A 16262-nucleotide genomic window follows, 5' to 3' on the forward strand; every position below is an offset into this window, starting at 1 on the left:
TTATGACAGAAGCCGACCTTGATGGGGCGGCTTTAGTTCACCAAGCTACTTTTGTTCGACAGCAAAGCTCAAAAGTTTGGTTACAATGTAACTTAAATGCTGCGCCACGCTTTCTTAACTTCGTTGCCGAGAGCGAAGGCGAGATTGTCGGCTACATAATTTGGGTGCAAAAGAGTGGGTTTAGACCTGAAGCTGTTTTGGAACTAGAGCAACTTGCTGTGTTACCGAGCGCGCAGGGGCAAGGATTAGGCAAAAAGCTGATTCTAGAATCTTTGCCGCAAGTGAAGCAGAAACTTGCAGAGCAAGGCTCGACACTAAAATATGTATTAGTGACCACCAGAGCAGACAACTTTGCACAAAAGCTTTATCAATCGACGCTGGGTGCAGAAGTCGAAACCACGATTTCAAACCTGTACTCTGCGGATGAAGTGCTTATGATAGCTCGAAATGTGGGTGAACGAATCTGATCGCTGAGTTCTTAGAACAATTATTATCAGCGGCATAACTCGATTAACGTTTTATTAGGGGCTTCTGTGGCCCCTTTGTTATTTCTTAGGAAGTGTTTTGAAGAAAGTTTTAGCAATTGGCTACGTTTGGCCAGAACCGAATTCATCGGCGGCTGGCAGCCATATGATGTCTCTATTACGTCTATTTAAGAGACAAGGTTGGTCTGTTGAGTTCGCAACGCCAGCTCAAGAAACTGAGCACATGATTGATCTCTCTGAAGAGGGCATCACAAGCCAATCTATTCAGCTAAATTGCGATAGCTTTGACCAGTACATCGAAGAGCTACAACCTGATGTCGTGATGTTTGACCGCTTTATGATGGAAGAGCAATTCGGCTGGCGCGTCGAGAAGGTATGTCCGAATGCCTTTAAGCTACTGGATACTGAAGATTTACAGTTCTTACGCAATGCTCGACACGAAGCTGTTAAGAAAGAGAGTGAGTTAACGAAAGAGCACCTGTACAGTGACTTAGCGAAACGTGAAATTGCTGCGATTCTGCGCTGTGATCTTTCGTTGATCATCTCAAGCTACGAGATGGAATTGCTCCAATCTGAGTTCAATATCGATCCAAAGTTACTACATCATCTCCCGTTCATGGTTGACCTCAATACGCTGCCTGAAAGCACGAAAAGTTTTGAAGAACGTAAGCATTTCATGACGATAGGTAACTTTAGACATGCACCGAACTGGGATGCTGTACTTCAATTACAGAAGATTTGGCCAAAGATTCGTAAGCAGTTACCTGACACTGAACTTCATATCTACGGATCTTATCCGCCGCCGAAAGCAACGGCTTTGCATAACCCTAAAACCGGTTTCCATATCAAAGGTTGGGCGAAAGACGCTCAAGAAGTGATGGAAGATGCGCGTGTTTGTGTCGCGCCATTACGCTTTGGTGCTGGTATTAAAGGTAAGTTGCTTGATGCGATGAAGCTGCAAACTCCGAATGTAACCAGCGAGATCGGCAGTGAAGGCATGCTACCGCAAGGCGAACTGCAATGGCCGGGTGCGGTGGCAGATGATATCGACGAGTTTGTTGAACAAGCTGTCGCTCTCTATAAAGATGAAGAGAAGTGGATCAAGGCTCAAAGCCAATGTCACTCAATCCTTGAAGCGCATTACGAGCAGAATCAACTGGGCGACAAATTGATCGAGCGATTGACTACGCTAGATTCTGAACTTGAATCTCATCGACTGGATAACTTCTTTGGTTCGATGCTCAAGCACCACAGTATGGCGAGCACCAAGTACATGTCTCAGTGGATAGCTGAAAAGAACAAGACTAAGTAACTGACATACATACAGTTCAAATGAAACCATAAGCCCTTAGGTTAACGCCTAAGGGCTTTTTTTGTGGCTTTGTGCAGGCTGAGTAACAGGTCAAACACGCGTAAGGACAAGTAAGGTGATCTATATTAGCATTGACTAATTTATATTTATTAGTAAACTCTAATTTAAAGATTATCATGAGTTTATGATGTTTGTGGATAGGAGAGACCTGTGCTTAGTTTGATTCCTTGGGATGCTTTTTTCGGTGGCATGTTGTTAGGTGTGTCGGCCATTGTTTTAATGTTGGGCATTGGGCGAGTTGCAGGTATTAGTGGCATTGTTAGCCGTTTATTACCAGTTGGCACCAGCAACAAAGAAAGCGAAGGCGTGGATACCGATAAAACTGACAAGCATTGGCGTATTGCATTTGTTGTTGGAATGGTCGTAAGTGGTTGGTTGTTGATTCCTACCGGTTACCAGCTCCCTCAATTAGAAGAGATGAACCTCTTGGTAGTCGTTATTGCTGGCCTGTTAGTGGGTTTTGGCACTAAAACGGCGAATGGGTGTACTAGTGGACATGGTATTGTGGGAATGGCGCGTTTGTCTAAACGCTCGATTATCGCAACGTGTGTATTCATGGGTGTGGCAATAGCAACCGTGCTTATCAAGAACCTGATCGGGTTGGGGGCATAATGAGAAATTCTTCATTTACTATCATTGTCGGTTTGCTTGCTGGAATCTTGTTTGGCTCGGGTATGATCATTTCAGGTATGGTAGACCCGAACAAAGTACTTGGCTTCTTAGATGTGACTGGCGATTGGGACATCAGCTTGGCATTCGTCATGGGCGGTGCGCTACTGGTATTCGCTCCGTTTTATCACCTAGTCATTAAAAAGCGCGCTAAAGCATTCAATGGCGAGCCGTTAGATAGCCGTAACAACCCTCGAATCGACAGAAAACTGATTCTAGGTTCAACAGCGTTTGGACTCGGTTGGGGGCTGGCAGGCTTTTGTCCAGGGCCTGCGGTGACGAGTCTCAGTGGCGGTAACCCAACCGTGTGGGTGTTTATGATAAGCATGCTGGCGGGAATGTGGTTGGCAGGTCGAATGAATAAAACTTGCTAACGTTAAACCTACCGCTTATCGAGTAGGTTTGATATGAGCATTTGAGAGGCTGACGCGCTTTAGTTACAAAGCTAGTCAGCCTCTTTTTACATCTCTATCTACTATTTGATGGTCGTTGATACTGGGCAGTGGTCGCTGAGTTTGTAATCCAGCACATCTTGCGTTTCAAATACCTTCTGTTTCGCAGGTGACGCACTCAATGAGTCGCTAACCACAATGTGATCAATCACAGAGCGGAATTGGTGTGTGCGGTGGTTATTACGATTTGAGCGAACCTTACAATCCGCACGGGTCTTTCTTGTCGCCAAACGAGCATCCGTGTTTTCAGTTAAATCCTTCCACATCCAATCTCTTGAGTAGGATAGGTTATGGTTGAAGTCGCCAAGAATGGCGTAGTCTTCGTTATTGCGCTCTCTTTGCTTTATCCACTTGTTCAGTTGCTGAGCTTGGTCTTTTAGGCGTGAACAATCGCGGTTAGATTTATACGCCCCGCTGCAGCCTGCCTTTAAATGCACAGACAACATGTGAATTGGTTTTGAGTCAGTATCAACGACCACATAGCTGGCAAACCTAAGCTTGCTGTTAGAACTCGATTCAAGAGGAAAGTCAGCGTAGTCGGTAAGTGTGATTCCTTTACGAACTGCGAAGCCTGTGTATTGGTTCACTTCTTTGAACTGGCGGTTACTGTTTTCTGGTAATGCTCGGTCAGACATCAATATCTTGTATTGATCGCCAGCCACGCGTTGAATGGCATTTATGTCATCGACTTCTTGAAAGGCGACCACATCCGCATCTAAGGATTGAAAGTATTCTTCAAGTTTGTCGAAATCAGCTTGATCACGTTGGGCGGAAAACTTATTCACAGCCTCGTTGGTTGATAACCATTCGATATTCCAACTGGATATGGTCAAAGGTTCAGCAAATGCGTGGCTACTGAGTAAGCAACCCAACATTATCCAGTTTCGAAGTCGTTTCATGCCAAATATCCCTAATTTTGTCTTCCAATATTGATGAGCCGTTATCCTACAACACTTACCAAAAATTCAACTCTTTTTAGCAGTTTTTTTATTGTTACATTGTTTCTTTTCGACTTGAGAACTAGCGTAATAATATTGAATTGATCTTAGTCAGCGTTCTCTTTTTATTGATCCAAATCAATACTCAAAGTTGGTGGTTCTCGTTAAATACGCCACAATATCTAGTGTTAGTTAAACGATAAATCGCTCTATATAGTGTGTTTGTGGATAAGTCTGTGAATACCTCAAGAGTAAGGAGAAGTGGTGAAATCAATCGTAATCAAGCGTGATGGCTCAAGGGCTCCATTCAGTAGAGATCGCATCCAAGCTGCAGTGGAAGCAGCATCAGACAAAGCCGATAAGGAAATTGCTATTTATGCACTGAATGTGGCATTAGCAGTTGAGTTGAAGCTCGAAGACTACGATGAAGTTCATATCTCTGAAATTCAAACTATGGTCGAGAACGAGCTAATGCAGGGACCTTATAAGTCTCTGGCTCGTGCTTACATTGAATATCGTCATGACCGCGACATCGCACGTGAAAAGCAAAGTGCTTTAACTCGTGAGATCGAAGGTTTGATCGAAGAAAGCAATGTTGATCTGATCAATGAGAATGCCAACAAAGACGGCAAAGTGATCCCAACTCAGCGTGATTTGCTGGCGGGTATCGTGGCTAAACACTATGCGAAAACTCACATTTTGCCGCGTGACATCGTACAAGCTCACGAGTGTGGTGACATTCACTACCACGATCTAGACTATGCACCGTTTTTCCCAATGTTTAACTGTATGCTTATCGATCTGAAAGGCATGTTAACGCATGGCTTTAAGATGGGTAACGCAGAAATTGACACGCCTAAGTCTATTTCTACGGCGACAGCAGTTACAGCGCAGATCATTGCACAAGTGGCGAGCCACATTTACGGCGGTACAACGATTAACCGTATCGATGAGGTTTTAGAACCTTACGTAATGGCGAGTTACGAGAAGCATTTATCATTAGCGAAAGAGTGGGACATTCATAGCCCAGAAGCTTTTGCTATCTCTCGTACAGAGAAAGAGTGTTACGACGCATTCCAATCTCTGGAGTACGAAGTAAACACGCTGCACACAGCTAACGGTCAAACACCATTCGTAACGTTTGGTTTTGGTTTAGGCGAAAGCTGGGGTTCAAAACTTATCCAGCAATCTATCTTGAAAAACCGCATTGCAGGTTTGGGTAAGAACCGTAAAACAGCGGTATTCCCTAAACTGGTTTTTGCAATCAAAGATGGTTTGAACCACCAGAAGCAAGATCCAAACTACGACATCAAGCAACTAGCGCTAGAGTGCGCATCTAAGCGTATGTACCCAGACATTCTTAACTACGACAAAGTAGTAGAAGTGACAGGGTCATTTAAAACGCCTATGGGTTGCCGTAGCTTCTTGAATACTTACGAAGAAAACGGTGAGTTGATTCATGAAGGACGTAACAACTTAGGTGTAGTTAGCTTGAACTTGCCACGTATCGCGATTAACGCGAAGCAAGATATGGTTAAGTTCTACGAACTGCTTGATGAAAAACTAAAGCTAGCTCGTCGTGCTCTAGAAACTCGTATCTCTCGTCTAGAAAACGTGAAAGCGCGTGTTGCTCCAATCCTATACATGGAAGGTGCGTGTGGCGTTCGTTTGAAAGCAGACGACTCAATCGCTGATATTTTCAAGAACGGTCGTGCGTCTGTTTCTCTTGGTTACATCGGTATCCACGAAGCAATGACAGCCCTTTACGGTACTGACGTTCACTTGTACGACGATGGCGAAATGCGTACTAAAGCGCTTGAGCTGGTGGAGTACATGAAGCGTGAAGTGGAATCTTGGACGAAAGAGACAGGTTACGCGTTCAGCCTGTACGGTACACCAAGTGAAAACCTATGTAGCCGTTTCTGCAGCATCGATACCAAAGAATTTGGTGTGATTGATGGCGTAACAGACCGTGGCTACTACACAAACAGCTTCCACTTAGATGTACAGAAGAAAGTGAACCCATACGACAAGATCGATTTCGAGATGCCTTATCCTGAAATCTCTAGTGGCGGTTTCATCTGTTACGGTGAATTCCCGAACATGCAGAAGAACATCGAAGCACTAGAAAACGTATGGGACTACAGCTACACACGTGTTCCGTACTACGGTACCAACACGCCAATTGATGAGTGCTACGAGTGTGGATACAACGGCGAGTTTGACTGTACAAGTAAGGGCTTTACGTGCCCTAAGTGTGGCAACCATGACTCAACGAAAGTATCGGTAACACGTCGTGTCTGTGGTTACCTTGGTAGCCCAGATGCACGACCATTTAACTTCGGTAAGCAAGAAGAAGTTAAACGCCGAGTGAAGCATCTTTAGTCAGCTATAAGCTCATTAGCTAGCTTACATAGAAGAGCTAGGTTTCCAAGAAATATGATTGGTATCGGCGCCATGTCGATACCAATTCTTTCGTTTAAGTTGTGACAGCTTTTCACTTCAAACTATTAAACCATAACGAGTTTTCAATACTGCCTTATGAATTATCATCAATATCACCCAATCGACGTTGTAAATGGCCCAGGAACACGCTGCACCTTGTTTGTGTCGGGTTGTGTACACCAGTGCCGTGGGTGTTATAACCAGTCGACACAAAGGTTGGATTCTGGGCATTTGTTCACTCAAGAACTTCAAGACCACATTATTGCTGATCTGAATGATCCGCGAATTAAACGTCGTGGTTTATCGCTTTCTGGTGGTGACCCTCTGCATCCTGCGAATGTGTCTGAAGTGCTCAAGCTGGTTCAGCGTGTGAAAGCGGAATGTGAAGGCAAAGATATCTGGATGTGGACGGGTTATGAACTCGATGAGTTAGACGAAAAGCAAAAGCAAGTGCTTGAATACGTCGATACTTTGATTGACGGTCGCTTTGAGCAAGACAAAGCGGACCCGATGTTGGATTGGCGTGGCAGTTCAAATCAAATCATCCATCGATTTACTGACATATAACAGTTGTCGTGACTTCGCACACTCGTAAAACGAAAAAGGGCGTCATGGTTAGCGCAATGCAACCAATCGGCCCTTGGGTGTGAGTTCTTTTCGTTTATTCATTCAAACCGCCACTCAAGCAGCGATCTGATCTGGCTCTTCTATTAGGTTGTTGATCCATTTTTTAGAGTGAATCCGCTGGCTCGTTAAAGCGATCTTCACTAACTCCTCCAGTAACACAATCATCAACACCCATTCTAAAGACCAGCCCAGCACCAGAGCGGTGAAATAGGCGAGGGGAATACCAATGGCCCACTGGCCGAATATGTCGATGAAGATGCTGTAATTGATGTCTCCACCACTTTTTAACACGCCTCCGATGCCAACCATGTTGAATACTCTCAATATCATCCCAGCAGCCATGACTAACGCGACGTTGACCGCTGTATCTTTGAGTTTCAAGTGCGTTAAATCGATTAATTGAACAATGGCTGGCTTGGCGATAAAACACAGCACTGCCAATAACGTCGCAAGCGCACAACTCACAAGTACATAGCCCCAAGCGGTATTTTCAACACGTTGATAATTCTTTGCACCAATCTCATTGCCTAGAATAATTGAAGCGGCAACGGCAAAACCTAAGAAGGCAGAAATTAAGATGCTTTCTACTGGCGACAACAGTGAGATGATCGCCAGTTCGCCTACGCCAATCTGACCAACAATGACGTTGTATATCAGTATTCCACCAGCCCAAGCCGTATCATGAACTAACATAGGAATCGCGATCTTGAAGTACTTCTTTCTGTGCTTAGGTAAGATTGCGTCACGCCAACTGCTGATTGTAGGGAACAAATGTACATAGTGTTTTCTCGCCATAACAAGCAATGCAATCGTCTGAAAGAATCGAGAAACCGTGGTGCCAATCGCTGCGCCAACCACGCCGAGTTCTGGAAAGCCAAATAGTCCGAAGATCAGCAGGGCATTGAGAATCGCATTAACGATGATCGCCCAGATACTGATCTTGGTTGGCAATTTGGCTTCACCGACCGATCGCAATGCGCTTTCTAGCGGCACGACGATCGCGGTACCAATAAGGCTGGCTCCTGTTATCCAAAGGTAATCCGTTGCCAAGCGGACGTAATCAGGGTCTGAGGCCACTACAGATACGACTGATTCAGGAACCAATGTGTAAATCAAAACAAAAGGGATGATGGCAAAGATAGACAAAGCCCAAGATTGCGACAAGACACGTCGAATGCCATTGAAATCGCCCGCTCCAAAATATTGCGAAGCTAGCACACTGACTGCACCACTGATTCCCGATACCATGATCAAGTTAAAGAAGAAGATACGGTTGCCAACGCCGACTGCTGCGGTTGCTGCATCACCAAGCTGATTGACCATAAAAATATCGACCACGCCGAGCAATGAAAACAACATGGTTTGCAGTGAGACAGGTAAACCGATGTGTAATAGCTTTTGCCAAAATTCTTTGTCTAAATGACGATATGTCGAGAGCATCGCATTTCCCCTCTAGTGAATATGCGAAAAGTTTATCGGCATTTGTTTTAGCTGTATTGTTCAGGTTCATCACAAACTTTTGTCAAACTATCCACTTTAGTGGTTCGGCAACATGAACGAGCTAACAATGGTATGAGCGAGAAACAAGAACGGTATGAGATCTCTGAAAAGACCCATCAAGAGTTTGTCGATCAAAGCCATGTATTGGCATTCGAAGAGCTCGGTATCGTTCAATGTGGGACAGCATCGTGCCGCGATTTCTTTTCTGTTTATCGAAAGAACCAACAAAAGCACATGTTGCTGTACACCGTGAGAGGCAAAGGGTGGCTCGAAAGCGAAGGATGTCGATACATTCTAGAGCCGGGGTCATGCATCACTGTGCCAGCAGGCGTTGAGAATGGTTTTGGTATTGAAGAAGAAACATGGCAAATAGCGTGGATCTTTCTCTCGCCTGATAAGCAATGGGAGAATGTCGTCAGTGACGAGGTGAGTTATACGCTGTCTCCTGCAGCCGAAGTTGTTTCGTCTTGCATACATACCTTGCTGAGAAGTATTGCATTGCCGATTGATTTAGGCGGGGCGATTGCCATTCACAGCGTAGCCCAAATAGAGTTCATGATTAATGCGCCAGTCCCGCAGCAACAGTCTCGAAACTTGATTCGCTTGAGACGAGTGTTCGACAGTGTTCAAAAGCAGCTTCATAAAGAGTGGAATGTGCATGAGCTAGCAAACCTATTTCCTTGTTCAGAGCCGCACTTCCATCGCTTGTGCCAACGTTATTATTCTCATAGCCCGATGACTCATATTATGCGTATGAGAATGGAATACGCTGCAAGGCTGCTCAGATCGAGTGATTGGTCGATTCAACATATTGGTGAGATAGTCGGATATCCCAATGCCGCTAACTTTAGCACTCGGTTTAAGGCGTGGTCAGGAATGACACCAAGACAATTCAAACAGAGTGCTCAATCTCAATAGGGCATATGGCAATATAAGACGTATCGACACATAGAAATAAAGCGCTTTGAATTGTGCAATGGGTCATTAGGCGATTGAAATTTGCACTATTTATCCGTTTGAAACGACCAATCTCTGATTACTTATGGTAACTAAGCGCTTCTATTAAAAAATGTTTCTGATTTTAGTACGAAAATGTTAACGTGAAATCCATTACTTGAATTTCAAAGGGTTGTGACTTTCATGTTTTCACATCTACCAAAACCAACTTTAGATCCAATTCTATCTCTTTCTGTTGCTTACCGCGGCGATACTCGTACTGATAAAGTCGATTTAGGCATTGGCGTTTATAAAAACGACCAAGGCGAAACTCCGATCATGAAAGCCGTGTCTAAGGCTCAAAATATCGTTGTTGAGACTCAGAAAACCAAAGCTTACGTTGGCCTAGCAGGCTGTGAAGAGTTTAACCAGAGCATGGTTGATCTGCTGCTTAAAGGGACTTCTGCAATGGATCGCGTAGCAGCGATTCAAACACCGGGTGCAAGTGGTGCACTTCGTATGTTGGGCGACTTAATGAAAGTTTCTCAACCAGACACCACAGTTTGGATTTCAAACCCAAGCTACGTTAACCACAAACCGGTGATGGAAGCGGCAGGCTTAAAAGTTCGCTACTACAATTACTTCAGTCCTGAAACGAAGCAAGTTGATACTGAAAAAATGTTGGATGACCTTTCAAAAGCGGGTCCATCAGACGTGGTACTACTGCACGGTTGCTGCCATAACCCAACGGGTGCCGATATCGACTTTGAAGCGTGGCAGGAAATCACTAAGTTATCGCAAAAGAATGGTTTCTTACCGTTCGTTGATATTGCTTACCAAGGCTTTGGTGACGGCCTAGAAGAAGACGCGAAAGGTCTTCAACACATGGCGAATAACGTTGAAGAGATGCTGATCACAACATCTTGCTCAAAGAACTTCGGTTTGTACCGTGAAAGAACGGGTGCAGCAATCGTTATTGGTAAGAACAGTGAACACGTTGGTAATGCCAAAGGTAAACTGCTGACGCTTGCGCGTTCAACTTACACTATGCCACCAGATCACGGTGCGGCTTTGGTGAAAACAATTCTTCAGAATCAAGAGTTAACAACGATTTGGAAGCAAGAATTGAGTGAAATGCAGCAACGTCTGTTAAATCTGCGCCAAAGTTTATGTGATGAATTGCGAAATACTTATAACACGTCACAATTTGATTTCATTGAAAGCCATAAAGGTATGTTTACTGTACTAGGCTTTAAAGAAACTCAAATGAATCAATTACGTGAAGAATATGGCATCTACGGTGTTGGTGATGGACGCATCAATATTGCAGGTCTTTCTGAATCCCATATTCCTTATGTAGCAAAAGCGATAGCCAACGTATCAAAATAGAAGGTGACTGAATGTATAATTGGAAAGCGATTATTACCCTAATGTTAAGTGGCGGCTTGTTTGCTTGTTCGACGACGACTCAAGTTCCTGTCGAGCCAGAGCAAAAGCCTCAAATCGAACAACCTGTTGTAGATGACTCTTCAAAAACTGACGCAACAGAAGGCGAGAAAGTAACGGAACCTACTGAGAAGCCTGAAGAAGTAAAACCAACTGAGCCAGAAGTGAAACCTGCACCTGTTGAAAAACCAGTAGAGAAGGTTAGAAAAACAAGTGACGGCAAACTGATTCTTGGTGAAGAAGAGTGGGTGTTTGTTCCTGGTTTAAAAGAAGCGTTTAAAGCACGTGTCGATACCGGTGCCACAACCTCTTCAATCAGTGCAGTTGATATTGTTGATTTTGAACGTGACGGCAAAGACTGGGTTAAGTTCAAGATTGAACACGACGGCATCACAACTGAAGAGATCAGCTTACCAGTAGAGCGCTGGGTTAAGATCAAGCAATCAAGCGCAGAAGGTACACAACGACGCGCAGTGGTTGTGGCTTCAATTCAAATTGGTGACCTAAAAGACAAAACTGAATTTACGCTAGCCGACCGAACGCATCTTTCTTTCCCACTTCTGTTGGGTAGAAGCTTCTTTAGAGATGTTGCGGTTGTCGACGTAAGCAAAAAATACGTTCAGAAGAAAATCACTAAATAGATTTAAGTCTATGAGTTCTTACTCAATCTGACGTTTCTGTTTTGATAAATCGAATCCCTGCTAATGGAATTAGCGGGGATTTTTTCTATTTATGGCGTAATAACCGACGAAATGTATTTAATTGTGCATTGTTCGCTATCCGTTCAGTGTTTAACCTCGACAATGTGATCCTGATCTCTATATAATCCGCGCTTCGTTTTATGTTTAATCCATACTTTCGTACTTCTTATTTAGGCACGTCTTTCTGCCTAATAATTATCTGTCAGTACACGCTTAGGAATTAGTTCTTTGATATCTACCGCGAACATCACAATGCAATTTGGCGCAGAGCCGCTGTTTGAAAACATCTCTGCTAAATTTGGTAACGGCAACCGCTATGGTTTGATCGGCGCTAATGGTTGCGGCAAATCAACGTTCATGAAAATCCTAAGTGGCGCATTAACGCCAAGTTCGGGCAACGTTTCTATCACTCCAGGAGAAAAACTGGGTGTTTTGAGCCAAGACCAGTTCGCATTCGAACAATACAGCGTTATCGACGTTGTAATCATGGGCGACAGAAAGCTGTGGGAAGTAAAACAAGAACGTGACCGTATTTACTCTTTGCCAGAAATGAGCGAAGACGATGGTATGAAAGTCGCTGAGCTTGAAAGTGAATTCGCAGAAATGGACGGCTACACAGCAGAAAGCCGTGCGGGTGACATCCTGATTCAAGCGGGTATCGAAGAAGAGTTCCACTTCGGCCTGATGCAGCAAGTAGCTCCGGGTTGGAAACTGCGTGTGCTATTGGCACAAGCGCTATTTGCAAACCCAGATATTCTGCTACTTGATGAACCAACCAACAACTTGGACATTCACACGATCAACTGGCTGGCTGAAGAGCTAAACCAACGTAAATGTACAATGATCATCATCTCGCACGATAGACACTTCCTGAACTCTGTATGTACGCACATGGCGGACATCGACTACGGTGAGCTACGTATTTACCCAGGTAACTACGAGTACTTCCTAGAAGCATCTGGCTTGATTCGCGAACAACTTCTAGCAAGCAATGCTAAGAAAGCGGCTGAAATCAGCGAGCTTCAAGACTTCGTAAACCGTTTTGGTGCTAACGCATCGAAAGCGAAGCAAGCAAGTTCACGTGCTAAGAAAATGGACAAAATTACGCTTGATGAAGTGAAATCATCGAGCCGTATGAGCCCATCAATTGATTTCGGTGAAGGCAAGAAACTGCACCGTCAAGCACTTGAACTTCAAGAACTTGGTCACGGTTTCGATGGAGAAACACTGTTTGCTGGTGGTAATTTACTGCTTGAAGCGGGTACACGCCTTGCGGTTATCGGTGAGAACGGTGTGGGTAAAACCACGCTACTACGTTGTCTAGTTCAAGAGCTAGAGCAGAACGAAGGTATCGTTAAATGGTCTGAAAATGCCTCTGTAGGTTACTGCCCACAAGACAGCACTAAGGACTTTGATAACGACCTGAGCATCTTCGATTGGATCTCACAATGGCGTACAGCGAAGCACGATGACCTAATGGTACGCGGTATTCTTGGTCGTCTACTGTTTACGGCTGACGATGCGAACAAGAAAGCTCGTAACTGTTCTGGTGGTGAGAAGAACCGCCTGTTATTCGGCAAGTTAATGATGCAAGACATCAACGTGCTTGTGATGGACGAACCAACCAACCACATGGACATGGAAGCAATCCAAGCCCTTAACGATGCACTTAAGGTTTACACTGGCACGCTTATCTTCGTGAGCCATGACCGTGAGTTTGTATCATCATTGGCAACACACATCATCGATGTGAAAGACCAACAGCTAGTGAGCTTCCAAGGTACTTACGAAGAGTACCTAGATCACCAGAAAAAGATGTTGATGGTTAACCTATAACAGTTAACGCTTCATCGACATGAGAATATAAAAAGCCCCCGAACACATAAGTGGTCGGGGGCTTTTTGTTTGGGCTAGATCTAAATACCTACTAGTATTTGAACAACTGCACTTGGGTGTTCAACTGTTGGGCGATGCCGCGCAGCTCTTCAGAAAGTTGACGAGAGTTATCTGCCTCAGTCGACATATTGTCTGACACATCATTAACCAACTGAATATTCTTGCTCACTTCGCCAGTTACGGTTCTTTGTTCAGAAGCCGCGTTTGAGATGTGTGAAGCCATATCCGAGATCTGTTGGATCGATGTCGCGATCTCTTCAAGCGCTTTGGTGGCATTGTTCGCATCATCAACACTAGATTGAGCTAAGTCTTGGCTGCGTTGCATTGATTCCACGGCACTCACGCTGTTCTTCTGCAGAGTCTCAATCATTTCACGAATCTCGTCAGTTGAACTGTGAGTACGCTGAGACAGAACGCGAACTTCGTCTGCCACTACCGCAAAGCCACGACCTTGTTCGCCTGCACGTGCTGCTTCAATAGCCGCATTCAAAGCGAGTAGGTTGGTCTGTTCTGCAATGTCTGAAATTGTTGCCAATATCGCATTGATATCTAGCGCATTTTTCTCAACTTCTTGAATGATCCCTGATGCGTTCTCAACTTGCTGGGCGAGGTTGGTGATCGAATCTTGGTTACGAATGATCACTTGCTTGCCTTGTTCACAGTTTTCCGTAGAACCGATCGCGGAATCGGCCGTCATTTGAGCGTTGTTTGCCACTTCTTCTGCCGTTGCCGACATCTCGTGTACCGCTGTGGCAATTTGTGAAATCTCATGAAGTTGTACCGACAAGCCTTCACTGGTTTGGCGCGCAACATTGGTACTGACTTCAGATTGCTGATTAAGCTGATGAGAAGAATCTGCAATATCACGCACGATCTCTTGAAGCTTAGCGATGAAAGCGTTGACGTGATGCGCTAACGTGCCGATTTCGTCTTTGCTGTTTACCGTAATGCGCTGTGTTAAGTCGCCATCACCTTTAGACAGTGCTTCCATTGCCGAGCTTAGCGTCGTTAATGGTGCAAGAGCCTTCTTGATGATAAACATTGCCACAAAGGCGATAACGGCAAGTTGTATAAGGCCAAAGATCGCCGATTGACGAAGTAATGAACGGTAAGAGGCAAAAGATTTGGTTTTATCGATAACAACCGTGAAATACCAATCGGTGTGTGGGACTTTCTTTGCCGAGAGTAGAGATTCTGCACCGTCGATTGTCAGTTCTACAAATTCTGGGTCTCGAGCGAGTGATTGAATCTTTTGAGCTGATAGGTTGCTTGAAATGTTTGAAACCGATTTAAGCGTAAGATTGCGATCCCTATGGGCAACGATATTACCTTCGCCATCGACGAGGAATGCGTAAACGCCTGGCTGCTCGATACTCACGACATCTTTGATTAATGTATTGAGATTAAGGTCTGCGCCAATAACACCAGAGTAACCGTTAGTGTTAAATGGGCTAGCGATGGTCACCACAAGGTCATTGGTTGCCACATCAATATAGGGTTCTGTGACGACGGTTTGACCCGTTGCCATTGGTTTTTTGTACCAATCACGGGTACGAGGGTCGTAACCTTGAGGAACCGGCAAGTCTACACCTTGTAAAAAGCGGCCATCAGAAAGGCCAGCATAAGCAATTTGGAATTGACCTGCGTTGGTGCTTTGCGTGAAGTAACTGGTTGGGTCATCGGTGTACTTGAACGCATCTTTGGCGGCGTTAACCACGTTGATACGTCCTGCAACCCATTTTTCAATACCTGATACATTGGCATTGGTTAGGGTTGTCGAATACTGCTGAATAGAGCGGTAGGTTTCGTTAAGAAGTTGCTTCCCTGTTATATACGTTTGAATCATTGTCATCGCGAAAATAACGATGACAAACATCAATGTTAATTTGTTCTTAATTGAAATATTGCTAAAACCCATTTACGGTACTTCACTCTGTTTGAATTTCGGAAGAGAGTAGCAGTACGTCGTACTACCGTAAAGTGGTTTTATCAATTAGCTTTTATTAATAAATTTGTTATATAGAAACAACTTAAAAACAAAGAGTTAGTGCGGAGAAGGATCGAAAGGGTTTTAGGTTTTTGCATCAAAAAGATCGAAAGAAAGCAGGAGATAGTAAGAGGATAATTAAGGCTAATCAGTATCAAAATCGATTAGCCTTGAAGCTTGGTATAGTAATTTAACTTCAACTAAATTAACTACTTACCATACTTAGCTATTTGATTGGTTATTAGAAACCGAAGCGAGCGGACATTAGGATTTGGTGGCCGTAAGTACCGTTGTTTCGCATGTCTAGGCCAACAGAAAGTTGATCCGTAGAGTGGAAACGTGCACCAACACCAACAATTGAGCGCGTATCGTCGTTGTCGATCAGTTGACCTAGACGTGCGTTAACTTCTACGTTCGCCATTAACCAAGCTCTTAAACCGATGTTGATCTCAGTTTTGATGTGGTTGTCGTCATTACGTTCAATGTTGTGTAACAGCATTTGTCCTGTAATGTCAGCAAATTGACTAATTGGACCGTTAAATCCCATACCTACAGCCGCATCCCAATCGCTCTCAAACTCAGAATCGATACGTGCAACAAAGTGAGAGTTCTGGGTGAACATTGTCGTCACTTCACCACCGAAAGTACTCGGGCTTGTACCCATGCGTAGCTCGAATGTGTTGTAGTTAAAGTTGTTTGCAGACGCAGAGAATGAACACAGTGCAGCTAACCCCAGAAGGACAGTCTTGTTTGTGCGACCTAGCATGGTGACTCCATATAAATTGTATTTTCGGCAGTATATACAAAA

14 protein-coding genes are annotated in these 16262 nt (G+C 44.3%); 10 read left to right on the top strand and 4 right to left on the bottom strand.

Translation table 11 applies throughout. From position 1 onward, the window contains the following. The first annotated feature begins 2 nt into the window (after positions 1–2). The 4 genes from L1D37_RS00580 to L1D37_RS00595 all read left to right on the top strand — a co-directional run bounded on the left by L1D37_RS00580 (position 3) and on the right by L1D37_RS00595 (position 2900). Positions 3–467, top strand: a complete 465-nt coding sequence (locus L1D37_RS00580; RefSeq protein ID WP_239846869.1) for a GNAT family N-acetyltransferase — start codon at positions 3–5, stop codon at positions 465–467. 97 nt (positions 468–564) lie between these two features. After that, positions 565–1797 carry a glycosyltransferase gene (locus L1D37_RS00585; RefSeq protein WP_239846488.1) on the top strand — a complete coding sequence of 411 codons (1233 nt, stop codon included), beginning with the start codon at positions 565–567 and terminating at the stop codon, positions 1795–1797. Between the two features lie 210 nt (positions 1798–2007). Then, the gene (locus tag L1D37_RS00590) at positions 2008–2469 is read left to right on the top strand and encodes a YeeE/YedE family protein (RefSeq protein ID WP_239846489.1); all 462 of its coding nucleotides are present in this window, start codon (positions 2008–2010) and stop codon (positions 2467–2469) included. Next, on the top strand, positions 2469–2900 hold the full coding sequence (locus L1D37_RS00595) for a YeeE/YedE family protein (RefSeq protein WP_239846490.1): 432 nt from the start codon (positions 2469–2471) through the stop codon (positions 2898–2900). The genes L1D37_RS00590 and L1D37_RS00595 overlap by 1 nt, the downstream gene beginning before the upstream one ends. Positions 2901–3001: 101 nt before the next feature. Here L1D37_RS00595 and L1D37_RS00600 read toward each other — a convergent pair whose 3' ends face one another. Next, entirely contained in the window at positions 3002–3877 is an 876-nt protein-coding gene (locus L1D37_RS00600; RefSeq protein WP_239846491.1) for an endonuclease/exonuclease/phosphatase family protein, read from the bottom strand. A gap of 303 nt (positions 3878–4180) precedes the next feature. Here L1D37_RS00600 and nrdD point away from each other — a divergent pair, with 303 nt between their 5' ends. After that, complete coding sequence (gene nrdD, locus L1D37_RS00605; protein WP_102435171.1) at positions 4181–6301, top strand: anaerobic ribonucleoside-triphosphate reductase; 2121 nt, start codon at positions 4181–4183, stop codon at positions 6299–6301. 156 nt (positions 6302–6457) lie between these two features. Next, positions 6458–6928 (top strand): anaerobic ribonucleoside-triphosphate reductase-activating protein, encoded by a 471-nt coding sequence (gene nrdG, locus L1D37_RS00610; RefSeq protein ID WP_012600613.1) that lies wholly within the window; start codon positions 6458–6460, stop codon positions 6926–6928. Between the two features lie 114 nt (positions 6929–7042). Here the strand turns inward: nrdG and L1D37_RS00615 are convergent, their stop codons facing one another. Next, complete coding sequence (locus L1D37_RS00615) at positions 7043–8428, bottom strand: MATE family efflux transporter (protein ID WP_239846492.1); 1386 nt, start codon at positions 8426–8428, stop codon at positions 7043–7045. 132 nt (positions 8429–8560) lie between these two features. Between L1D37_RS00615 and L1D37_RS00620 the strand changes: the two genes are divergently transcribed. The 4 genes from L1D37_RS00620 (at position 8561) to L1D37_RS00635 (ending at position 13407) form a co-directional block, all read left to right on the top strand. Further along, the gene (locus L1D37_RS00620; protein ID WP_239846493.1) at positions 8561–9406 is read left to right on the top strand and encodes an AraC family transcriptional regulator; all 846 of its coding nucleotides are present in this window, start codon (positions 8561–8563) and stop codon (positions 9404–9406) included. Between the two features lie 222 nt (positions 9407–9628). Then, the gene (locus tag L1D37_RS00625) at positions 9629–10813 is read left to right on the top strand and encodes an amino acid aminotransferase (RefSeq protein WP_239846494.1); all 1185 of its coding nucleotides are present in this window, start codon (positions 9629–9631) and stop codon (positions 10811–10813) included. An 11-nt stretch (positions 10814–10824) separates the two neighbouring features. Further along, on the top strand, positions 10825–11511 hold the full coding sequence (locus L1D37_RS00630; RefSeq protein WP_048660146.1) for an ATP-dependent zinc protease: 687 nt from the start codon (positions 10825–10827) through the stop codon (positions 11509–11511). A gap of 288 nt (positions 11512–11799) precedes the next feature. After that, positions 11800–13407: an ABC-F family ATPase gene (locus tag L1D37_RS00635; protein ID WP_080967416.1), complete on the top strand. Its 1608-nt coding sequence runs from the start codon at positions 11800–11802 to the stop codon at positions 13405–13407. 91 nt (positions 13408–13498) lie between these two features. Here the strand turns inward: L1D37_RS00635 and L1D37_RS00640 are convergent, their stop codons facing one another. Both L1D37_RS00640 and L1D37_RS00645 read right to left on the bottom strand, forming a co-directional pair. After that, positions 13499–15385, bottom strand: coding sequence for a methyl-accepting chemotaxis protein (locus L1D37_RS00640; RefSeq protein WP_239846495.1), 1887 nt, complete (start codon positions 15383–15385; stop codon positions 13499–13501). A gap of 310 nt (positions 15386–15695) precedes the next feature. Then, positions 15696–16220, bottom strand: a complete 525-nt coding sequence (locus L1D37_RS00645) for a hypothetical protein (protein WP_239846496.1) — start codon at positions 16218–16220, stop codon at positions 15696–15698. Positions 16221–16262 lie beyond the last annotated feature (42 nt).

Source organism: Vibrio sp. Isolate33 (assembly GCF_022397895.1).
Classification (GTDB): Bacteria; Pseudomonadota; Gammaproteobacteria; order Enterobacterales; family Vibrionaceae; genus Vibrio; species Vibrio pomeroyi.

Bases quoted from the DNA above. Each gene is read 5' to 3' on its own strand.
- L1D37_RS00580 (WP_239846869.1), top strand. From the start codon at position 3: ATGACAGAAGCCGACCTTGATGGGGCGGCTTTAGTTCACCAAGCTACT.
- L1D37_RS00595 (WP_239846490.1), top strand. From the start codon at position 2,469: ATGAGAAATTCTTCATTTACTATCATTGTCGGTTTGCTTGCTGGAATC.
- L1D37_RS00600 (WP_239846491.1), bottom strand. From the start codon at position 3,877: ATGAAACGACTTCGAAACTGGATAATGTTGGGTTGCTTACTCAGTAGC.
- nrdG (WP_012600613.1), top strand. From the start codon at position 6,458: ATGAATTATCATCAATATCACCCAATCGACGTTGTAAATGGCCCAGGA.
- L1D37_RS00615 (WP_239846492.1), bottom strand. From the start codon at position 8,428: ATGCTCTCGACATATCGTCATTTAGACAAAGAATTTTGGCAAAAGCTA.
- L1D37_RS00620 (WP_239846493.1), top strand. From the start codon at position 8,561: ATGAGCGAGAAACAAGAACGGTATGAGATCTCTGAAAAGACCCATCAA.
- L1D37_RS00625 (WP_239846494.1), top strand. From the start codon at position 9,629: ATGTTTTCACATCTACCAAAACCAACTTTAGATCCAATTCTATCTCTT.
- L1D37_RS00630 (WP_048660146.1), top strand. From the start codon at position 10,825: ATGTATAATTGGAAAGCGATTATTACCCTAATGTTAAGTGGCGGCTTG.
- L1D37_RS00640 (WP_239846495.1), bottom strand. From the start codon at position 15,385: ATGGGTTTTAGCAATATTTCAATTAAGAACAAATTAACATTGATGTTT.
- L1D37_RS00645 (WP_239846496.1), bottom strand. From the start codon at position 16,220: ATGCTAGGTCGCACAAACAAGACTGTCCTTCTGGGGTTAGCTGCACTG.